The organism is Mycobacterium sp. IDUB_17, from assembly GCF_055419465.1.
The window spans coordinates 253158-271754 of record NZ_JBVAXS010000003.1 but is presented as its reverse complement, the minus strand read 5'-3'; the positions used below and the strand labels follow the sequence as shown (position 1 = coordinate 271754).

Below are 18597 nucleotides of genomic sequence, written 5' to 3'. Positions count from 1 at the left end.
GGAGCCACTGTGACCTCTCCCCATGGACCCGAGGGTCAGGATTATCCCCATCAGCCCGGTTACGCGGAGCAGCTCGGCCTCCAACAACCTGACCATCCGGAGGGCGAATCGCAGCCGAACGAACTGGCGCCGGCGCCCACCGCATCGCCGAGCGGGGTCACGGCGATCCTCACAGCTGTCCTGGCCGGGATCGGCGCCCTGTTGACCCTCAGCAACGGCATCCTCGGCCTGACCGGACTCGCCGCTCTGGCCGGTGACGCGGGCTTGCGAACCCTGGCCCTGAGAACCCCCGGAGTGCTCGCAATGACGGTCCTCGCGACGCTGCTGAGCGTCGCCTGCGGACTCCTGCTCCTCGCCGGCACGGTGGCGCTGTTGCGACACAAGATGATTGGCCGCCGCCTCATCGTCATCGGCTGCGGATTGATCATCGCGGGAAGCCTGATCAGTCTCGGCCTGAGTCTGGCCGCGACATCCAGCTACGGGGCCGGTGCCATCAACGGGCTGGCAATCCTGAGCCTCGCACTGCCGATTGGCATCATCGTGACGGCTTCGCTGCCGTCAACCACGGCGTGGATCCGGGAGGATCTGTGACCTTTCCCAATTGGCCCGAAGGTCAAGGGTTTCCCGAGCAACAGAACTTTTCGCAACAGCCCAGTTTCCAGGTCCAGCCGCCGGTCTACTCGAACCAGCCCGGATTCGGGCAACCCCAGCCGCAACCGGGGCCAACCTCCCCGACCAGCCGTGCCACCGGGGTCTCCGCCGCCGTCCTGGCGGGCGTGACCGCGGTGGTGGTTTTCGTTCTCCTCCTGGCCGGGGTGGTCGGAACGTTCGTGGATCTGAGCAACGGCCGGGGGAAACTCGGCGAAGCGCTGATAACGATCGCCGCCACATCTCTGGTGCTCGGCGGGTACGGACTGCTCATGCTCAGCGGCGCGAAAAAGCTCTACCAGGCCAAAAGGACCGGCCGCCGGATGGTGATCGTGGGTGCCGTGCTGGCCACCCCGATCCCCGTCATCGGCATGGCCGCGACCTACACCGACGCGACCCGCGACGGCCACCCCGCCGGCTTCCTGCTCTGGATCCTGGTTCTCATCTACGTGCTCGCCACGCTCGTACTGGCCATGCTGCCTTCGACCGGCGCCTGGATCCGAGCGAACGAGCCTCCTTCTGCACCTCAGGAAACCCCGCCTCCGCCGTTTCCACCCTCCCAGGGGTATCCGATGCAATACCCGGGATATCCACCGCATCACGGCTGACCCCACCCGTTGTCACGCCGGCGTGGCCGCCGGCACCGAGCATCACTCCGGCGTGTCAAACCGAGGCTGAGTCGGCCAACTCAGGCTCGGGGTCCGGCTTGGGATCGATACGGACCTGGTCAACCGAGGGCCGCAGCCAGTCCGGCAACCACCGCGGGGGGTTGTCGGGCGCGCGGTCGAACACCCCGCCGGTGGGGTCGTCGATGCGGCCGCCGTGGCGGACCAGATCGAGCTGCGGACGATAGATCTGGCGAATGACCAACGCACACAACACGATCACCGCGAGGTCGCGCAGCAGCACGGTGGTGGTGAACCACTGCTCGGGCAGTCCCTTGTTCTGTTCGCCGTACAGATAAAGCATGCGCGGCACCCACACCAGGGCGTCGATCGTCATCCACGCCAACAGAATTCGGCGATGCGGGAGCGCCAGCACCGCCAGCGGCACCAGCCACAGTGAGAACTGCGGGCTCCACACCTTGTTGGTCAGCAGGAAGGCGGCCACCACCAGGAACGCCAGTTGCGCCACCCGGGGCCGCTGGGGTGCCGTCAACGCGATGTAGCCGATCGCAATACAGCAGGCCGCGAACAACACCGCCGTGACCGTGTTGAGCACCGTCGGCGGCTGCCAGAAACCGAGGTCCGGGTCGAAGCCGCGCCAATCACTGAACGACTTCACCACGTTGTAGAGCGAGTCCATGTCGTCGCCGCGACGGGTGTTGAGCCGGAAGAACTCTGACCACCCCCGCGGGAAGAGCACCATGATCGGGAGGTTGATCAGCAACCACGTCACGACCGCGGTCAGCGCCGCCTTGCCGACCTCACGCAGACGGCCGGTGCGCAGCCCGAGCAGCACCAGCGGGACGAACAGCAGCAGCGGATACAGCTTGGCCGCCACGCCAATTCCGATCAACGCCCCGGCCCACACCGGTTTTCGCCGAGCCCACGCCAGCATCGCGCCCGCGGCGGCTGCGGTGGCCAGCGCGTCGAAGTTGGTGAACACCTGGAAGATCACAATCGGGGACCCCGCCACCAGCGCGGCATCCCACACCCGCCGGCCGGCCATGCGCGAGGTGGCCCAGATCGTGGCCAACCAGGCCAGCGCCAGGCCGAAAGCCGAGATGTTGAAGAACATCACCACTTCGGCCACCAGCGGGACCGACACCAGCTTGGTCACCGCGGTATAGGTCTTGGCCAGTGACATCGACACGTACTGGTAAACCCCGGTGAGCACCGGATACTCCATGTAGCGGATCGCCGGGCTGCCGTCGTACTGCATGCGCGGCTTGCCGGTCGAGTCGTTCTCGACCCAACTGGATTTGTACGGAAACTTGCCGAGGTTCAACAGCTCTGCGGTGTACAGCGGAACCGTGTCGGAGTAACACAGCTCGTAGTAAGCCCGGTTGTTCTCCCAGTTGGCCACCCGCTCGCCTGCGGTGCCCTTGCCCGTCGTCTGCAGGCAGGCGGCCTTGGTCGTATATCCCAACGCCAGGAACACCACGGCGATCACAAACATCACTCGCAGCGGGGTCATGAACCGTGAGCGCCCGATCAACGCATGACGGCCGACGGGTCCACCGACCGTCTGCGACAGCGCCTCGGCCAGCCGGTCATTGCGGCTGGGTAGGTCGCGGTCGTCGGCGCTCCGCTCGTCCTCGGCGAGCGGAGCCGGCGATACCCGGTCCGTCACGGAGGCGGCGGTGGCACCGGACCGCCCGGCGCGAAGGGAGCTCCCGGCGGCGGTCCGATCGGCACGGTCGTCGGGGGGCCGATGGGGATCGTGATGCCCGGGGCCACTTCGATGGTCGGCTGAATCACGGTCTCCGAGGGCATCACCGCGATCGGCGGGCCGCCCGGCATACCGGGAGCGGGCGGGGGCGGAGGGGCCTGCGGCACACCCGCATAGCCACCGATCTCGGTCGGCTTCGGGAACGTCTCGTTGTCGCTACCCTTCAGCGCACCGTCCATCGTGGCTTTCCAGATGTCCGACGGCAGCCCGGATCCGTAGACCGGGCCACCACCCGGAGTCTTCAAGGGGTTCACACCGTCCGAGGTACCCAACCAGACCGCGGTCGAAAGCGACGGCGTGTATCCGACCATCCAGGCGTCGCGATTGTCGCCGGTGTCGCCGAGCTGGTTGGTGCCCGTCTTGGCGGCCGAGGCGCGCCCGCCGGCCAGGTTGTGTCCGCGCGACCAACCGGCGATCGGCTGCATGGCCGCTGAGACGTTGTCGGCGACCGCCTTGTCGATGCGCTGTTCACCGTTGTCCTGGCTGGATGCGTCGAACAGCACCTGCCCCGAGGAGTTCACGACCTTCTGCACGAAGTGCGGCTTGTGATAGACGCCGGAGGCCGCCAGCGTCGCGTACGCCGAGGCCATGTCGATCACCCGGGACTGGTACTGGCCCAGCACCACACCGTTGTTCGGCGGGCCGCCCTTGCCGTCTTCGGACAGTGTGTGCTCGACGCCCGGGAAACTCTCGGCCACGCCGGCATCATGTGCGGCCTTGGCCACGTCCTCGGGACCGTGCTCGAGCTTGAGCATCAGGCGGTAGTAGCTGGTGTTGAGCGACCGCTTGAGCGCCTCGGCGATCGAGCAGGTGCCGCACCCCTCACCTTCGACGTTGCTGATCTTGATGCCGTTGACCGTGATCGGCCCGCTGTCGACCTGGTAGCCCAGGCCGATGCCCTGCTGCAGGGCCGCGACGAGCGCGAACACCTTGAACGACGAACCCGTCGGCAGACCGGCCTGGGCGAAGTCGAAGCCATTGGCGTCCGAGCCGCCGTAGTAGGCCTTGACCGCACCGTCATGCGGATCGATCGAGACCACCGCGGTCCGCATGTCGGGGTCTTGCCCGTCCATGTACTTCGACACCGCGTTCTCCGCGGCCTGCTGGGCCTGCGGGTCGATCGTGGTGGTGACCTGCAGACCCTCGGTGTTCAGGGCCTGCTCGCTGATGTCGAACAGATCCAGCAGTTCCTTGGTGACCTGCCGCTCGATCAGTCCGTTCGGGCCGGTGGTCTGGTTCGCCTGGCGGGCCTGGTCCGGCGGCACGGTCGGCGGGAACACCTGACCGGCCCGGTCCTGGGCTGACAGCGCGCCCATGTCGACCATGCCGTCGAGCACCCAGTTCCACCGCTCGGCAGCGCCCTCCGGGTCCACCGAGGGGTCCAGCGTCGACGGGCGCTGGATCAACGCGGCCATCAAGGCACCCTCGGCGACGTTGAGTTGCTCGACCGGCTTGTCGAAGTACGCCTTGGCCGCCGCCGCGATCCCGTACGAGCCGCGGCCGAAATAGATCATGTTCAGATACGCCTGCATCACAGCGTCTTTGGACCATTCGCTGGCCATCTTGGTCGAGATGACCAACTCCTTGGCCTTGCGGATCAAACCGCCGACGCCTGAGCGCTCGTCACCGACCAATGCGTTCTTGACGTACTGCTGAGTGATGGTCGATCCGCCCTGCAGATCACCGCCCACCAGGTTGTTCTTGATCGCGCGCAACAGCGCGGTGAACGAGAAGCCCGGATTGGTGTAGAAATCGCGGTCCTCGGCGGCCATCACCGCATTGCGGACGTGCTCCGGGATCTTGTCGATGCCGACGTCGACCCGGTTGCCTTCGGGCGGCACGATCTTGGCGATCTCGCTGCCGTCGCTGGCCAGGATCGTCGAAACCTGGTTGGTGCGGATGTCACCGGGCTGCGGGACGTCGACGATCATGTACGCCATACCGAATGTCACCAGCGGAAGCAGGATCATTGCCGCCACCGCGGCTATCGACAGGCGTCGCACCAACTTCCAGTTGATGTGGAATTGCCGCGTCGGTTTCGGGCCCGGCCCAGACCGACCCGAGGGGCCCGATCCACGGCCGCCTCCCGGCGGCGGGGGCGGAGGCGGAGATTTGGGTGGCTGCGGTTTGGGTGGCGGGGTGCCGCCCATCGCCGCCCTGACGACATCGAGCGGGGCCGGCCCGCCGTCACGTACCGGCGGTAGCACCGTGGTGAGCCGATCGTCGGGCGGTACCACCGGACGACCGGGACGACCCGCGGGACCGTTCTCCCGTCCCGTGGGTGCCTTCTCGCGACCCGGAGGCCGGTTCTCCCGCATCGGCGGCTTCTCCAGCATCGGGGGCTTCTCCCGCGCAGGCGGGTTCTCCCGAGCCGGTGTGTTCTCTCGCGCAGGCGGCCGGTTTTCGCGCGCGCCGAGGCGGTCAGCCGCATTACGGATGTCGTTGGCTGACCGGCTATGGCGCCCTTCGCTATTCACTGGCCGTACGCGCCGACTTGCGCGTGCCTCGAGTGCCACGTGCCTTCGGCGGCCGAGGCGCGCCCAGGACATATGACTTGACCAAATGATTCCAACTGCAGGTGCGGCATACCTCAACCACATGGACTGCGAACTCGTCGTAACGAGTTGCCAACATCACCAGCTCCTCCGCGGTGCGCGCTGAGCCCGATACCGGGCCCAGATGATCACCGAAAACCCACGACACCAGCGTGAGCTGCTCTTTACGGCAGATCGGACACATCACCGAACTCTGCTTGCCGTGAAACTTTGCCGCGCGCAGCAGGTACGGGTTGGCGTCACAGACCTCCGAGACGCCGGTGCGCCCCGAATAGACCTCAGCCAGCAGGGACCGCCGCCGAAGCGCGTAGTCCACCACCTGTCTCTGCAATCGCACGATGACCAGAGTACGTCGACCCCCTACACGCCGAGGCGCGACCGCGTCACACCTCCTACGATCATCGGCGTGGCAACTCGGCAGACCCCGACCACGCGGGCCAAAGACAGCGATCGCAACGACACCTGCAAAGTGCTCGACAACGCACTCGGTGAGGGCCAGTTGTCCATGGAAGAGCACCGCCAACGGGTGTCGGCGGCGACCAACGCCACGACCCTGGGGGATCTCGCCCGCCTGGTCGAGGATCTGCAGAACGCGGACGCACCTGTGCAGTTGCCGACGCTGACCAAGCCCCGCCTGCCCCGCGTCCGCAAGCCGGCCGGCTCCGGGTGGGGGCTGCGGCTGGCCTCGGCCGCCGTGCTGGTCATGCTCGGGATCGGTATCGGCTGGGGTTTGTACGGAAACACCTCCTCACCGTTGAGCTTCAACCCAGACCCGGGAGCCGTGCCCGACGGCATCGACCCGGTGGTGCTGACCCCGCCGACACAGCTGCAATCGCTCAACGGGGTCAAGGGACTGTTCGAGCAGATGCGGCAGAAGTTCGGCAACACCATGGGCTTCGAACTTCACATCGATCCGGACTCGGCGATGGCGTATCGGCCGGACCCGCGGGACAGCCGGATGAAGGTCTATTACCGGTACACCGGCGGATGGGGCGATCCCAGCAGCTCGCCCAGCACTCTCAGGAGCGAGGACCGGCTCGTCGACCTCGCGGCGTTCGACTACGAGAAGGTTCTCGGGATCATGCGGGGCGCGCCCGACACGCTCAACACCAAACGCGCCGATGTGAAGAGCACCTGGCTGCGCATCACGCCGTCGGAAGATCCGTCGACGCCTGAGGCCATCAACATCGATGTCATCGTCAGCAGCGATTTCGGGGGCGGGACCATCAACCTGTACCCGGACGGCACCGTCAAGGGGATGTACCGCAACAACGGGTGAGCCGGCCCTCGGCTGCCGCCGGCATTCGCCGGGCCTTCGTCATCGCTCCGACGTGACGCTCGGGCCCGGCCACCGGTCCATGACTATCGGCATTCACTTGGCGCCAAATATATCGGCGCGATACAGTTTGGCGAGGTGTTGATCCGTCGTAGCGATCAATTCCATCTGATCTGTCGAAAGGGGTGATCTCGATGCTGGAGCTCGCAGTCCTGGGCCTCTTGCTCGAATCACCGATGCACGGCTACGAGCTGCGCAAGCGATTGACGGGTCTGTTGGGGGCGTTCAGAGCGTTCTCGTATGGCTCGCTCTACCCGGCATTACGTCGCATGCAGGCCGACGGCCTGATCGTCGAGGACGCCGCACCCTTGGGACCGACCAAGGTGCGCCGGGCTCGGCGGGTGTATCAGCTGACTGATGCCGGCAAGCAGCGGTTCAGCGAGTTGGTCGCCGACACGGGGCCACAGAACTTCTCCGACGACGGGTTCGGTGTCCACCTCGCCTTCTTCAACCGCACCCCGGCCGAGGCCAGGATGCGAATCCTGGAGGGGCGGCGCCGTCAGGTGGAGGAACGCCGGGAAGGTCTGCGCGAAGCCGTGACGCGGGCCAGTAGTTCGTTCGACCGCTACACCCGTCAGCTGCACCAGCTGGGCCTGGAGTCCAGTGAACGAGAAGTCAAATGGCTCAACGAGTTGATCGCGGCCGAACGTACGGCGCAGGGACGCTCGGAAAACGCATGAGCACAGCCCCGCACATGGCCCCAGGCCGAGCACACAGAACGAGTAAGGAGATCGTCCATGTCTGAGCACGCAGGAGAAATCCGGGTCGCCATCGTCGGCGTCGGTAACTGCGCATCGTCACTGGTCCAGGGCGTGCAGTACTACCACAACGCCGATGAGAACACGACCGTGCCAGGCTTGATGCACGTGAAGTTCGGCCCCTACCACGTGCGTGACGTGAAGTTCGTGGCCGCGTTCGACGTGGACGCCAAGAAGGTCGGCTTCGACCTGTCCGAGGCCATCTTCGCCTCCGAGAACAACACCATCAAGATCGCCGACGTGCCGCCGACCAACGTGACGGTGCAGCGCGGCCCGACCCTCGACGGCATCGGCAAGTACTACGCCGACACCATCGAGATCTCCGACTTCGAGCCCGTCGACGTGGTCAAGGCGCTCAAGGACGCCAAGGTCGACGTGCTGGTCTCCTACCTGCCGGTGGGCTCTGAAGAGGCCGACAAGTTCTACGCCCAGTGCGCCATCGACGCCGGCGTGGCCTTCGTCAACGCGCTGCCGGTGTTCATCGCCTCCGACCCGGTGTGGGCCAAGAAGTTCGAGGACGCCGGTGTCCCGATCGTCGGCGACGACATCAAGAGCCAGGTCGGCGCTACCATCACCCACCGCGTGATGGCCAAGCTGTTCGAGGACCGCGGCGTCACGCTGGACCGCACCTACCAGCTCAATGTCGGCGGCAACATGGACTTCCTGAACATGCTGGAGCGCTCGCGCCTGGAATCCAAGAAGGTTTCCAAGACCCAGGCCGTCACCTCCAACCTGACCGGCTCGCTGGCCGGCAAGGTCGAGGACAAGAACGTCCACATCGGCCCGTCCGACCACGTCGCGTGGCTCGATGACCGCAAGTGGGCCTACGTGCGCCTGGAAGGCCGCGCCTTCGGTGACGTGCCGCTGAACCTGGAGTACAAGCTCGAGGTGTGGGACTCGCCGAACTCGGCCGGTGTGATCATCGACGCGGTGCGCGCCGCCAAGATCGCCAAGGACCGCGGCATCGGCGGCCCCATCGAGGCGGCCTCGGCCTACCTGATGAAGAGCCCGCCCAAGCAGATCGCCGACGACGTCGCGCGCGTCGAGCTGGAGACCTTCATCGAGGGCTAGTTCTTCTTTCACCGAGAGTGCGGTGAGAACGCGAATTTCCATCCGGATGCGATCTCACCGCACTCTCGGCGTATAAAGGGCCCGTGGTGAGCGACGACGCTTTGACTGGTCTTGACGAGTTCGGCCTGCTGCACGAGAACGCCGAACAGATCGGCGCGAGTGGCCCGCTGCCTGCGGTCGAACGCATCGAGCAGGGGCCGATCAGCGCGCTGAAGTTCGGCACCGACGCCCCACGGATCGTGTTCCTGCACGGCGGCGGCCAGAACGCGCACACCTGGGACACCGTGATCCTCGGCCTCGGCGAGCCCGCCCTGGCCGTCGATCTGCCCGGCCACGGCCGTTCGGCCTGGCGCGAGGATGGCGACTACGGCCCGAAACTCAATGCGGCGAGCCTGATTCCGGTCCTGGAGGCGCACGCCCCCAACCCGCGGCTGGTGGTCGGCATGTCGCTGGGCGGCCTGACCGCGCTGCGGATCGCGGCGACCGAACCCCGGCTGGTACCCGAACTCGCGCTCGTCGACGTCACACCGTCGGCACCCGAGCGGCACAACGAGATGACCAAGGCCCAGATGGGCACCGTCGCCCTGGTGCGGGACAACCGCACCTTCCCGACATTCCAGGCGATGCTCGACGTGACCGTCGCAGCCGCCCCACATCGGGACCGGAATTCGTTGCGGCGCGGCGTCTTCCACAACTCCAAACAGCTCGACGACGGCACCTGGACCTGGCGGTACGACACGTTCCGCAAGGGTGACGGGTTTGAGGGCCTGTGGGACGACGTCCCGGCGATCACCATGCCCACCACCCTGATCCGCGGGGCCAACTCGTTCTTCGTCAACGACGAGGACGCCGACACCTTCGCCAGGACCGCGCCCGGCTTCCAGCGCACCCACGTCGTCGCCGACTCCGGGCATTCGGTGCAGGGCGATCAGCCGGCGGCACTCGTGCAGCTACTGCGCGGCCTGCTCAGCGACTGAGCACCGCCGTGACGTCGGTGACGACCTCTGAGGTGAACACCGCACCGAGATCGCCGAACGTACCCTCACTCACTTCCACCTGAATGGTCTGGGAGTCGATCTCCCGCGGATCGAACGGTATGCCCGGATCCACCCAGATGCCCACCGATCGACTCCGGGGTGCCGGGCGGCTGATGTCGTGCCGCAGCGGGCCGTCGAGCGGCTCACCGACCGTCCAGCCGCGACTGGCCAGGCCCAGCAATGCGAAGGTCTCGGCCCGCGCACCTTCGAAGCGCCGCAGGGTCTTGCCGGCCAGCTCTTCTCCGGTCGCCCGGATCACCTCACGCGCCACCTGCGGAAACGGTTGCAGGATCTCGTAGTCGGCGAACACCTCGGCCCAGCCGGCCAGACCGCCGTGCAGAGGATGAACGATCCCGACCGGCAGGCCCGGGTCCAGCACCGCAGTGGTGTCGTCGACGTCGGCATAGCTGCGGTCCTCGGCGATCCGAAAAGTGGTGGCCAATGACCCTGACTCGTCGAACTGCCCCCACACCAGACGCCGGGCCAGGTGCACCATCACGGGGTGATTCGCGAAGATCAGTTCAAATTCCGTTGCAGTCCAACGCCGTTCGTGGATCATCGCGGTTTCGAGCCGCGGCAGCTGTTCCTTGGCCACGACTCGGGCCTCGCGTTTGAGACGGGTGAACCGCCGATGCGACTCCTCGGCAACCTCGGCGTCGTCACGCACGCCGGGCTTCGGGAAACTACGCAACCGCGCGCCGTTCTGGTCGCGCACCACCGGTTGGAGCAATTCGTCGAACTCGACCGTGAACCGCCGGGGGCCGTAGTCGAACACCGCCGCCGACGCTTCGTCGAGTCCGAGGTCGGGTATCAGGCGATCCGCCATCTGCTCGTCGGTAAGACCCCGCGCGACGGCGATCTCGCCGAGCCGCTCAGCCGCCTTGTCCTTCAACGGCTTCGACCGCCCCTTCTTGGACAGCCGGAACAACGTCAGCAGCGCGTGGTCGGTGCCGATGGTGCTCAGGACGTCCAGCCCGTGCGGTATCCGTCCGCCCCTGCCCTGGCTCGGCCAGGCTTTGACCATCTCGGCGATGCGGTCGACGCTCTCGTCGTCGGCAAACCACGCCAACGCGTCCAGGGCCCACTTGTGCGCACCCGGCGCGCCGAACGCCCACCACGCCTCGAAGAGCGCCCAGCTGAACGCGTTGAGGCTGGCCACTTCGCACAGGTCCATCAGCTGGGTGACCCCCGCGTACGGGAGCACCGGCCCGGACAGCATCAGCATCACCGCGACGGACTCCACGGCGTCGGGTGGAAGTTGCGAGCCGTCGGCCAGCCGCACGGGCGTAGCCAGCGTCGACCGAGCCCAATCCGGAAGCCGGGGCACACGTTTCGGCAGTACCAGCAGTGGGTCGACGGCCAACACCGCCGTCACCAGCGGGACAGCTTCGGAATCGTGCCGGCGCACCGCCTCGATCACTTCGTCGACCGAGCTGTGTGCCGCGAGGTAGCGCAGCGCAGTGTGGGCGGCACCACGGGTCTCGGCGGCGTCGGTGGCCGCAGGCAGCAGGTACGGCGCTATGTCCGGTCCGTGCCGGTGCAGGTAGGCACGAGCCACAGCGATCAGCGAACGGCGTTGTCCAGAAAGCCATTCGGCGATCCGGACCGCGACGAGTTCGCTACGGATGGGGCCGAGGTAAGCCACATCAGAGCACTTGTCCGCGTAGGCGAGGGCGAGGTAGTCCAGGCGGGGGCCGAGCCGAAGGAGTGCCGCCCCGCACCATTCGCCGTAGTAGTACGGCCGCCACTGCGGTGTCCAGCCCGAGGCGATGAGCTTCTCCACCAGGCGGTCTGGACCGTGGACGAGAATGTCGCGCTCACAGATCCATTCGCCCGACTCCTCGCGATGCCGTTCGATGTCGGCCCAGCTGCGCAGCATCCTCGGCGGCTGCGCAGCGACTCGGCTGGCGACCGTGAGCTCCTCGTCAGTCCAAAACAGTTCGGGTGATGGCGCTCGTAGCGGCCGGGACGGGACAGGCAGCTTCGGCGACTTGGCGGCCCGCTTCCACGGCGGAGTGGCCAACAGTTCCGGCAAGGCGCACGCCTGCGACAGCGCAGCCGGTGCAGGCACGGCCGCGCCGAGCAACTCCCGGGCCAGGTCGTCGTCACGCCCCGCGAGGAGGCGGTCCGCCCGGTGCGGGAAGTTGCGTACCGCGCGGGCCAGCCCCGGCCGGACACCTTCCCGGCCGGAATACGTCAACAGTGTCTCGAACGCGGCGTCGACGGGCAGACATGCGAGCGCCTCGGCCACCACCCCGACGCGTTCTTTGGACAGATACTCGCGCAACAGCCGGTCCAGCATCGGGACCAGGGCGTCACCGAACCGATCGACCAGCGTGGGCAGGATATGGCGGTAGTCCTGGTAGTACGAGGCTCCGCTGGTCGCGAAGAGCAGGCGGTGCACATCGTCGATCGAGTCGACCGAGGTCAACAACTCCAGGCGCGAGCGGTCCTCGGAGAGGCCGATCGGGGTGCGGCACGCTTCGACGACCCACTGTTGGTTCGTCGGGAACATGAACGCGGCAGCGCATTTGGCCTGTGCGGTGTCGCGAGCGGTGTCGATCGCCGACATCACTCGGTCGTAGTGGGCGGATTCGATCCGCGTGAGCCGTTCCCGCATCCGCCGGGCCAGTCCGAATCGGTCGACACCATGTGGCATTCGGGGGATCGGGTAATCCGTGCTGGACCAGAAATTGAACACCCATCGCGGGGACCGCATCACTGCCAGCGCCGCGAACTCGAATCCGTAGTCGGCGATCCAGAAATCCACCCAGTCCGCCGGCCGGGCATCGGCGACCAGTTCCAGTCCGGCAATCACCGCGGCGCCCAATGGATCGTTGCCACCGGGCGCCAGAAACCGTCGGAGCGCCACGGCCAGCTCCTCGACCATTCCGCGGTAGCCGGCGACCGCTTCCAACTCGACTCGGTGGGTGTCGGTGATCGCGGTTCGAATGCCTGCGACGACGTCGTCACGCACGTCGGCGATCGGCACCTCGGGGCCGTCGCGGCGTGGCAGGATCGACCGGCGCCAACTCGGGGACATCACCACGGCCGTCAACATTCCCCCTTCGTGTATGCCCGGAACTCCCCCAGGCTATCGGCGCTGCAGGGTCACCGGCCGCACTAATTCTCAGGGGAACGACCAGCTTTCGCTCGAGGTGATCACGAAACCGTGACCTCCGTCGTCGCTGCACGCGACCCCGCCCCCGTACAGCGCCAGGCACCACCCGGACGGGTCGCGGCTGTCGACCGCCCGCCCCTGGTCGAGATGGGGAAGCGGGTCCGCGTACTCGGGATCCATCACGGCATCACTTCGGCCCCAGGCCAATTCCGAAATGTTCAAGCTGACGACATTGTCGTTGCGACCCGGCATCGGACCTCGGCAGCTGGCCCGGACACCGGAGAACGACGTGATCTCACAACGCAGGTCACCGTCGACCGCGAAGTACTCGGTGATGTTCTTGCCCCCACCGTGCTTGGAGTAGACCTTCGTGGAGTCGAACACGTACTGCCGCGGATCGGGGAAGCCGGCGGGCAGACGCGGCACGGGAGTGAGGGCTGCGGAGTCCGCCCGCAACACGAAACCGACCGGTGATTCGCCGCGAACCCGGCATGCCGTCAACGCATCGGGACCGACCACGCAATCGACATAGCCGACGGAAAGCCGTGAGCCAGGCGGCAGCACCGGCGGCTGGGGTTGCGGGACGGGATCTGCCGTCTTCAGGAACCACACTGAGCCGTCAGGTCTGACCGCGACCGCGTTCGCGCCGCCGGGGGCACCGGGTATCTCCCCGTGGCAACCGAATCGGTCCGAGCCCACAGCACAGACCAAACCGCTCGGAGTCGAGAAGAAAACTCCTTCGTATGGCCTCGTGTAGTCGTTTACGGGGACCGCGGTGAAATCCTCGAACCGTGGGAACTGCGGCTCTGACACGGAGTTCTGCGGTCGTGCCGGCGTGGGACTCCCGGTGTCCTGCTGGGAGGGAGCCGGCCTGGCCCAGCACCCGCTGATCGGCATCGCGACCAGCAACACGGCGAGCACGACAGTCGCGATCCGCTGCACACAATCAGCCTATGCTGCGGATCACCCCTGAGTACCCTCGTAAAAGTGAGCCACCCCATACGCATCGGTGTGCAACTGCAGCCACAGCACTCCCCCACCTACAGCCATATCCGCGATGCGGTGCGCCGCTGCGAGGACATCGGCGTCGACATCGCGTTCAACTGGGACCACTTCTTCCCGCTCTACGGCGATCCCGATGGCGCACACTACGAGTGCTGGACGATGCTCGGCGCCTGGGCCGAGCAGACCTCGCGTATCGAGATCGGCGCACTGGTCAGCTGCAACTCGTACCGCAACCCCGAGCTCCTGGCGGACATGGCCCGCACCGTCGATCACATCTCTGACGGTCGCCTCATCTTGGGCATCGGAAGTGGTTGGAAACAAAAGGATTACGACGAGTACGGCTATGAGTTCGGCACCGCGGGCAGCCGGCTGGACGATCTGGCCGAAGCGCTGCCGCGCATCGAGGCCCGGCTCGCCAAGCTCAACCCGGCGCCCACCCGGGAGATCCCGATCCTGATCGGCGGCCAGGGCGAACGCAAGACGTTGCGCCTGGTGGCCGAACACGCTCACATCTGGCACGCATTCGTCGACCGCAACACCTACCCGGGCAAAGCAGCGGTGCTCGCCGAGCACTGCGCCACCACCGGCCGCGATCCGTCCACCGTGCAGCGCTCGGCCGGGGTACAGGAGTCCGGCGGCATCGACGCCATGCTCGCCGAGGCTGATGCGCTGGCAGATCTGGGCGTCAGCATCGTCACCGTCGGCGTCAACGGACCCGACTACGACCTGACCGGCGCCGAGGCCCTGTGCCGGTGGCGCGACGGGCGGCACGCAAAGTTCAGCGGATGAGCTGAAGCCACTCGCATCACCCTTTGGAGCCGCCCGTGAGAAACTTGCGAAACGCTAACGCACGGGGGGTGTGTGTCCCGACTCAAAGGGGGAGTTACCGAGGGTGCCCAAAAACTACGGGGTCAAGGAGAAGGACCAGGTTGTCACGCACATCATCAATCTGGTGATGACGGGCAAACTGCGCTCCGGTGACCGCATCGATCGCAACGAGATCGTCCGTGACCTCGGGCTCAGCCGCGTCCCGATCCAGGAAGCCGTGGTTCAGCTCGAGCACGACGGAATCCTCTCGACGCGGTACCACCGCGGCGCATTCGTCTCCCGGTTCGACGAGGCGACGGTCGCCGAACATCACGAGCTGTACGGCATCCTCAACGGCATCGCCTCGGCGCGCTGCGCCACAAACCCCACCCCCCGCATCATCGCCCATCTCGATGACACGTTGCGCGTGATGCGTTCAGCAAAGGACACCAAGACCTTCCAGGAGGCCTGCTGGGTGTACCGCGACGCGATCAACGACGAGTACGCGGGGCCGCGCCTGCATGCCACCATCCGCGCCGGCAAGAGCTTCGCGCCCTCGGAGTTCTGGATCAATTACCCGCAGGCCAAGGCCGAGTTTCTGGCCGGCTACGAAGAGGAAACCGCCGCCATCCACGCCCGGGATCCCGAGGCTGCCCGCAAGGCCTGCACCGAGCGCGCCGAGAAGATGGCGCAGATCATGGTCGGCGAGCTGACCCGGCGTGGAGTGTTGGGCGACTTACGGTCCCCTTGAGCGGAATCGCTCATCACCTGGCGTCCGCCCACTAGGTTGCATCAGATGGACGCCAGACGATCGGCCGTGCTGCTGACCACGGTCCTGATGCTGTTCGGGCTGGTGTGTGCAGCACCGGCAGGCGCGGACGTCGACCAGTGCGCACCCCCCGGAGTGGACAGCGCCAGCGCATTGCCCACCAACCTGGCCGCCGCGGCCACCGGGCCCGGCGCCGACAAATACACCACCGCCACCGTCGCCCCCCTGGACACGATCCGGACCGAGAACCTCGGCCTGAGCACCCCCGGCGTGCTCACCGTCGGCACGTTGTCGGACGCACCGCCCAGCATCTGCATCAACTCGGCCGGACAGTTCACCGGCTTCGACAACGAGTTGCTGCGGGCCGTCGCCGACAAGCTCGGCCTGCGGATCAACTTCGTCGGCACCGACTTCTCGGGCCTTCTGGCCCAGACGGCGTCCCGGCGCTTCGACGTGGCGTCGTCGTCGATCACCACCACCGATGCCCGGCGCCGTACCGTCGGCTTCACCAACGGCTACGACTTCGGTTACTTCTCGCTCGTGGTGCCTACCGGCTCACCGATCACCGGTTTCGGGCAGCTCGCCCCCGGACAGCGCATCGGGGTGGTGCAGGGCACCGTGCAGGAGGCCTACGTCATCGACACGCTGCACATACAGCCGGTGAAGTTCCCCGACTACAACACCGTCTACGCCAGCCTCAAGACCCGTCAGATCGATGCCTGGGTGGCACCGTCGCAGCAGGCCTCGGGGACCGTGCAGCCCGGTGACCCGGCGCAGATCATCGAAAACACGTTCAGCCTGGACAATTTCGTGGCGTGGGCGGTCGCCAAGGAGAACCTGCCGCTGATCGGTGCACTCAACTCCGGACTGGACGCCGTCATCGCCGACGGCACCTGGGCCAAGCTGTATTCCGACTGGGTGCCGCGGGCCCTGCCGCCCGGCTGGAAGCCCGGCTCCAAGTCCGCGCCCGTTCCCCAGCTGCCCGACTTCGCAGCGATCGCCGCCGCCAAGGAGAAACCCGCCGCCGGAGCCCCCGTCGCACCCAAATCCACACTCGCGCAACTGCGGGACTCTTTCCTGGACTGGAACCTCTACAAGCAGGCGATCCCCGACCTGCTGCGCACCGGCCTGCCCAACACACTCATCCTGACCGTGTGCGCCAGCGTCATCGGGCTGGTGCTCGGGATGGTCCTGGCGGTCGCCGGTATCTCGCGGTCGCGGTGGCTACGCTGGCCCGCCCGGGTGTACACCGACATCTTCCGCGGCCTGCCCGAAGTGGTGATCATCCTGTTGATCGGGCTGGGCATCGGGCCCGTGGTCGGATCGCTCACCGGCAACAGCCCCTACCCCCTGGGCATCGCGGCGCTCGGGCTGATGGCCGCGGCCTACGTCGGGGAGATCTTCCGCTCCGGCATCCAGAGCGTCGAGCCCGGGCAGATGGAAGCCTCACGCGCACTGGGCTTCAGCTATGCCTCGTCGATGCGTCTGGTCGTCGTTCCACAGGGCATCCGGCGAGTGCTGCCGGCGCTGATGAACCAGTTCATCTCACTGCTCAAAGCCTCGTCACTGGTGTACTTCCTCGGTCTGGTGGCCAGCCAGCGAGAGCTGTTCCAGGTGGGGCGAGATCTCAACGCGCAGACCGGAAATCTATCACCGCTGGTGGCGGCCGGGCTGTTCTATCTATTGCTGACGATCCCGCTGACCCATCTGGTGAACTTCGTCGACAACCGGCTGCGCAGAGGCCGCCCGCCGGCCGAGGAAGATCCCCTGCCGGCGGTGACCAACCAGGAGATGATCTGATGTCGGCACCACAGCCGGTCGCGCTGGCCGCCAAGGACATCCACCTGTCATTCGGGCCGAACGCAGTGCTGCGCGGGGTGGATCTGGATGTGCCTGCCGGCACCACGACGGCCGTCATCGGACCCTCCGGATCCGGGAAATCGACGCTGCTGCGCACCCTGAACCGCTTGTACGAACCCGACCGTGGCGACATCCTGCTCGACGGCCGCTCGGTGCTCGCCGACAATCCCGACCGCCTGCGCCAACGCATCGGCATGGTGTTCCAACAGTTCAACCTGTTCCCGCACAAGACCGTTCTCGACAACGTCACCCTGGGCCCGCGCAAGCTCAAGGGGCTCAGCGCCGAGCATGCCCGGACATTGGGGCTGGACCAACTGGAGCGGGTTGGTCTCCGGCACAAGGCCGATGTGCGTCCGATCACACTGTCGGGCGGCCAGCAGCAGCGGGTTGCGATCGCGCGGGCGCTCGCCATGGCGCCGCAGGTGATGTTCTTCGACGAGGCCACCTCGGCGCTGGACCCCGAGCTGGTCAAGGGAATCCTCGAGTTGATTGCCGAACTGGCCGCCGAGGGGATGACGATAGTGGCGGTCACCCACGAGATGGGTTTCGCCCGCTCCACCGCCGATGCGGTGGTCTTCATGGATCACGGCAAAGTGGTCGAGTCGGGTACCCCCGAGCAGATCTTCGAAGCGGCCGAGACAGATCGGCTGCGCCGATTCCTGTCGCAGGTGCTGTGAGAGCTACGGCAACCCCTGCGCCAAACCCAACAAGCTGCCGACCTGGCAGCTTCAGACAGGTTAGACTAGCGAATTATGGTGGAGCCCGATTCACAGGTCACAGAGCTGGCCGGAGAGCTGCAACGCGTTCTCTCCAAGGTGTTCTCGGTGCTGCGCCGAGGCGACACCAACAAGGGCACCGCCGGAGAGCTCACGCTGGCCCAGCTCTCGATCCTGCTGACCCTGCTGGACCAGGGCCCGATCCGGATGACCGAGCTGGCCGCCCGCGAGCGCGTGCGCACCCCCACCACCACCGTGGCAATCCGCCGGCTGGAGAAGCTGGGCCTGGTCAAGCGCTCCCGCGACCCTTCCGACCTCCGTGCCGTGCTCGTCGAGGTCACCCCACGCGGGCTGGTGCAGCACCGCGAATCGCTGGCCGCGCGTCGTGCCGATCTGGCCGCCCGGTTGGCCAACCTGAGCGCAGATGACCTGGCCACCCTCGCCGCCGCCCTGGCCCCGCTCGAGCGCCTGGCCGTCCAGAACGATCAGGCTCAGACCGCCCACGCCAAGTCCGAGTAGC

General features: G+C 66.7%; 16 protein-coding genes. 11 read left to right on the top strand and 5 right to left on the bottom strand.

Annotated features, from left to right (window positions below; genetic code table 11):
- The first annotated feature begins 9 nt into the window (after window positions 1-9).
- Together ACZYZ7_RS14260 and ACZYZ7_RS14255 are read left to right on the top strand one after the other, a co-directional pair.
- On the top strand, window positions 10-591 hold the full coding sequence (locus tag ACZYZ7_RS14260) for a hypothetical protein (protein WP_463741189.1): 582 nt from the start codon (window positions 10-12) through the stop codon (window positions 589-591).
- Complete coding sequence (locus ACZYZ7_RS14255; protein ID WP_463741188.1) at window positions 588-1256, top strand: hypothetical protein; 669 nt, start codon at window positions 588-590, stop codon at window positions 1254-1256. Before ACZYZ7_RS14260 ends, ACZYZ7_RS14255 begins: the two co-directional genes overlap by 4 nt.
- A gap of 55 nt (window positions 1257-1311) precedes the next feature.
- On the opposite strand, the gene ACZYZ7_RS14250 is transcribed toward ACZYZ7_RS14255, so the two are convergent.
- The 3 genes from ACZYZ7_RS14250 to ACZYZ7_RS14240 all read right to left on the bottom strand — a co-directional run bounded on the left by ACZYZ7_RS14250 (window position 1312) and on the right by ACZYZ7_RS14240 (window position 5934).
- Window positions 1312-2943, bottom strand: coding sequence for a glycosyltransferase family 87 protein (locus tag ACZYZ7_RS14250; RefSeq protein WP_463741187.1), 1632 nt, complete (start codon window positions 2941-2943; stop codon window positions 1312-1314).
- The gene (locus ACZYZ7_RS14245; RefSeq protein ID WP_463741414.1) at window positions 2940-5360 is read right to left on the bottom strand and encodes a transglycosylase domain-containing protein; all 2421 of its coding nucleotides are present in this window, start codon (window positions 5358-5360) and stop codon (window positions 2940-2942) included. Before ACZYZ7_RS14245 ends, ACZYZ7_RS14250 begins: the two co-directional genes overlap by 4 nt.
- 151 nt (window positions 5361-5511) lie before the next feature.
- The gene (locus ACZYZ7_RS14240) at window positions 5512-5934 is read right to left on the bottom strand and encodes a DUF5318 domain-containing protein (RefSeq protein ID WP_036443617.1); all 423 of its coding nucleotides are present in this window, start codon (window positions 5932-5934) and stop codon (window positions 5512-5514) included.
- Window positions 5935-6003: 69 nt separating this feature from the next.
- Between ACZYZ7_RS14240 and ACZYZ7_RS14235 the strand changes: the two genes are divergently transcribed.
- The 4 genes from ACZYZ7_RS14235 to ACZYZ7_RS14220 all read left to right on the top strand — a co-directional run bounded on the left by ACZYZ7_RS14235 (window position 6004) and on the right by ACZYZ7_RS14220 (window position 9739).
- Complete coding sequence (locus ACZYZ7_RS14235; RefSeq protein WP_135459655.1) at window positions 6004-6876, top strand: DUF1707 SHOCT-like domain-containing protein; 873 nt, start codon at window positions 6004-6006, stop codon at window positions 6874-6876.
- Window positions 6877-7067: 191 nt separating this feature from the next.
- Complete coding sequence (locus ACZYZ7_RS14230) at window positions 7068-7613, top strand: PadR family transcriptional regulator (protein WP_167858052.1); 546 nt, start codon at window positions 7068-7070, stop codon at window positions 7611-7613.
- A gap of 57 nt (window positions 7614-7670) precedes the next feature.
- Window positions 7671-8762, top strand: coding sequence for an inositol-3-phosphate synthase (locus tag ACZYZ7_RS14225; RefSeq protein ID WP_044514262.1), 1092 nt, complete (start codon window positions 7671-7673; stop codon window positions 8760-8762).
- Window positions 8763-8845: 83 nt separating this feature from the next.
- Complete coding sequence (locus ACZYZ7_RS14220; RefSeq protein WP_135459657.1) at window positions 8846-9739, top strand: alpha/beta fold hydrolase; 894 nt, start codon at window positions 8846-8848, stop codon at window positions 9737-9739.
- On the opposite strand, the gene ACZYZ7_RS14215 is transcribed toward ACZYZ7_RS14220, so the two are convergent.
- Both ACZYZ7_RS14215 and ACZYZ7_RS14210 read right to left on the bottom strand, forming a co-directional pair.
- Window positions 9729-12860, bottom strand: a complete 3132-nt coding sequence (locus ACZYZ7_RS14215) for a DUF4132 domain-containing protein (RefSeq protein ID WP_463741186.1) — start codon at window positions 12858-12860, stop codon at window positions 9729-9731. The two genes, ACZYZ7_RS14220 and ACZYZ7_RS14215, sit on opposite strands and share 11 nt — an antisense overlap.
- Before the next feature lie 69 nt (window positions 12861-12929).
- A complete protein-coding gene (locus ACZYZ7_RS14210) occupies window positions 12930-13619 on the bottom strand; it encodes a hypothetical protein (protein ID WP_463741185.1) in 690 nt (229 codons plus the stop codon).
- Window positions 13620-13889: 270 nt separating this feature from the next.
- Here ACZYZ7_RS14210 and ACZYZ7_RS14205 point away from each other — a divergent pair, with 270 nt between their 5' ends.
- From ACZYZ7_RS14205 to ACZYZ7_RS14185, 5 genes are all read left to right on the top strand, one after another.
- On the top strand, window positions 13890-14714 hold the full coding sequence (locus ACZYZ7_RS14205) for an LLM class F420-dependent oxidoreductase (protein WP_167858217.1): 825 nt from the start codon (window positions 13890-13892) through the stop codon (window positions 14712-14714).
- 103 nt (window positions 14715-14817) lie between these two features.
- Entirely contained in the window at window positions 14818-15483 is a 666-nt protein-coding gene (locus ACZYZ7_RS14200; RefSeq protein ID WP_135459660.1) for a GntR family transcriptional regulator, read from the top strand.
- A 45-nt stretch (window positions 15484-15528) separates the two neighbouring features.
- Window positions 15529-17301 (top strand): ABC transporter substrate-binding protein/permease, encoded by a 1773-nt coding sequence (locus tag ACZYZ7_RS14195; RefSeq protein WP_135459661.1) that lies wholly within the window; start codon window positions 15529-15531, stop codon window positions 17299-17301.
- Window positions 17301-18038, top strand: coding sequence for an amino acid ABC transporter ATP-binding protein (locus ACZYZ7_RS14190; RefSeq protein ID WP_135459662.1), 738 nt, complete (start codon window positions 17301-17303; stop codon window positions 18036-18038). Before ACZYZ7_RS14195 ends, ACZYZ7_RS14190 begins: the two co-directional genes overlap by 1 nt.
- Before the next feature lie 75 nt (window positions 18039-18113).
- Complete coding sequence (locus tag ACZYZ7_RS14185) at window positions 18114-18596, top strand: MarR family winged helix-turn-helix transcriptional regulator (protein WP_135459663.1); 483 nt, start codon at window positions 18114-18116, stop codon at window positions 18594-18596.
- Window position 18597: the final 1 nt, after the last annotated feature.

What these genes read in the sequence shown, in the direction of transcription:
- ACZYZ7_RS14245 (WP_463741414.1), bottom strand. Translation starts at nt 5,360, where the DNA reads ATGCGGGAGAACCGGCCTCCGGGTCGCGAGAAGGCACCCACGGGACGG.
- ACZYZ7_RS14230 (WP_167858052.1), top strand. Translation starts at nt 7,068, where the DNA reads ATGCTGGAGCTCGCAGTCCTGGGCCTCTTGCTCGAATCACCGATGCAC.
- ACZYZ7_RS14225 (WP_044514262.1), top strand. Translation starts at nt 7,671, where the DNA reads ATGTCTGAGCACGCAGGAGAAATCCGGGTCGCCATCGTCGGCGTCGGT.
- ACZYZ7_RS14215 (WP_463741186.1), bottom strand. Translation starts at nt 12,860, where the DNA reads ATGTTGACGGCCGTGGTGATGTCCCCGAGTTGGCGCCGGTCGATCCTG.
- ACZYZ7_RS14195 (WP_135459661.1), top strand. Translation starts at nt 15,529, where the DNA reads ATGGACGCCAGACGATCGGCCGTGCTGCTGACCACGGTCCTGATGCTG.
- ACZYZ7_RS14190 (WP_135459662.1), top strand. Translation starts at nt 17,301, where the DNA reads ATGTCGGCACCACAGCCGGTCGCGCTGGCCGCCAAGGACATCCACCTG.
- ACZYZ7_RS14185 (WP_135459663.1), top strand. Translation starts at nt 18,114, where the DNA reads ATGGTGGAGCCCGATTCACAGGTCACAGAGCTGGCCGGAGAGCTGCAA.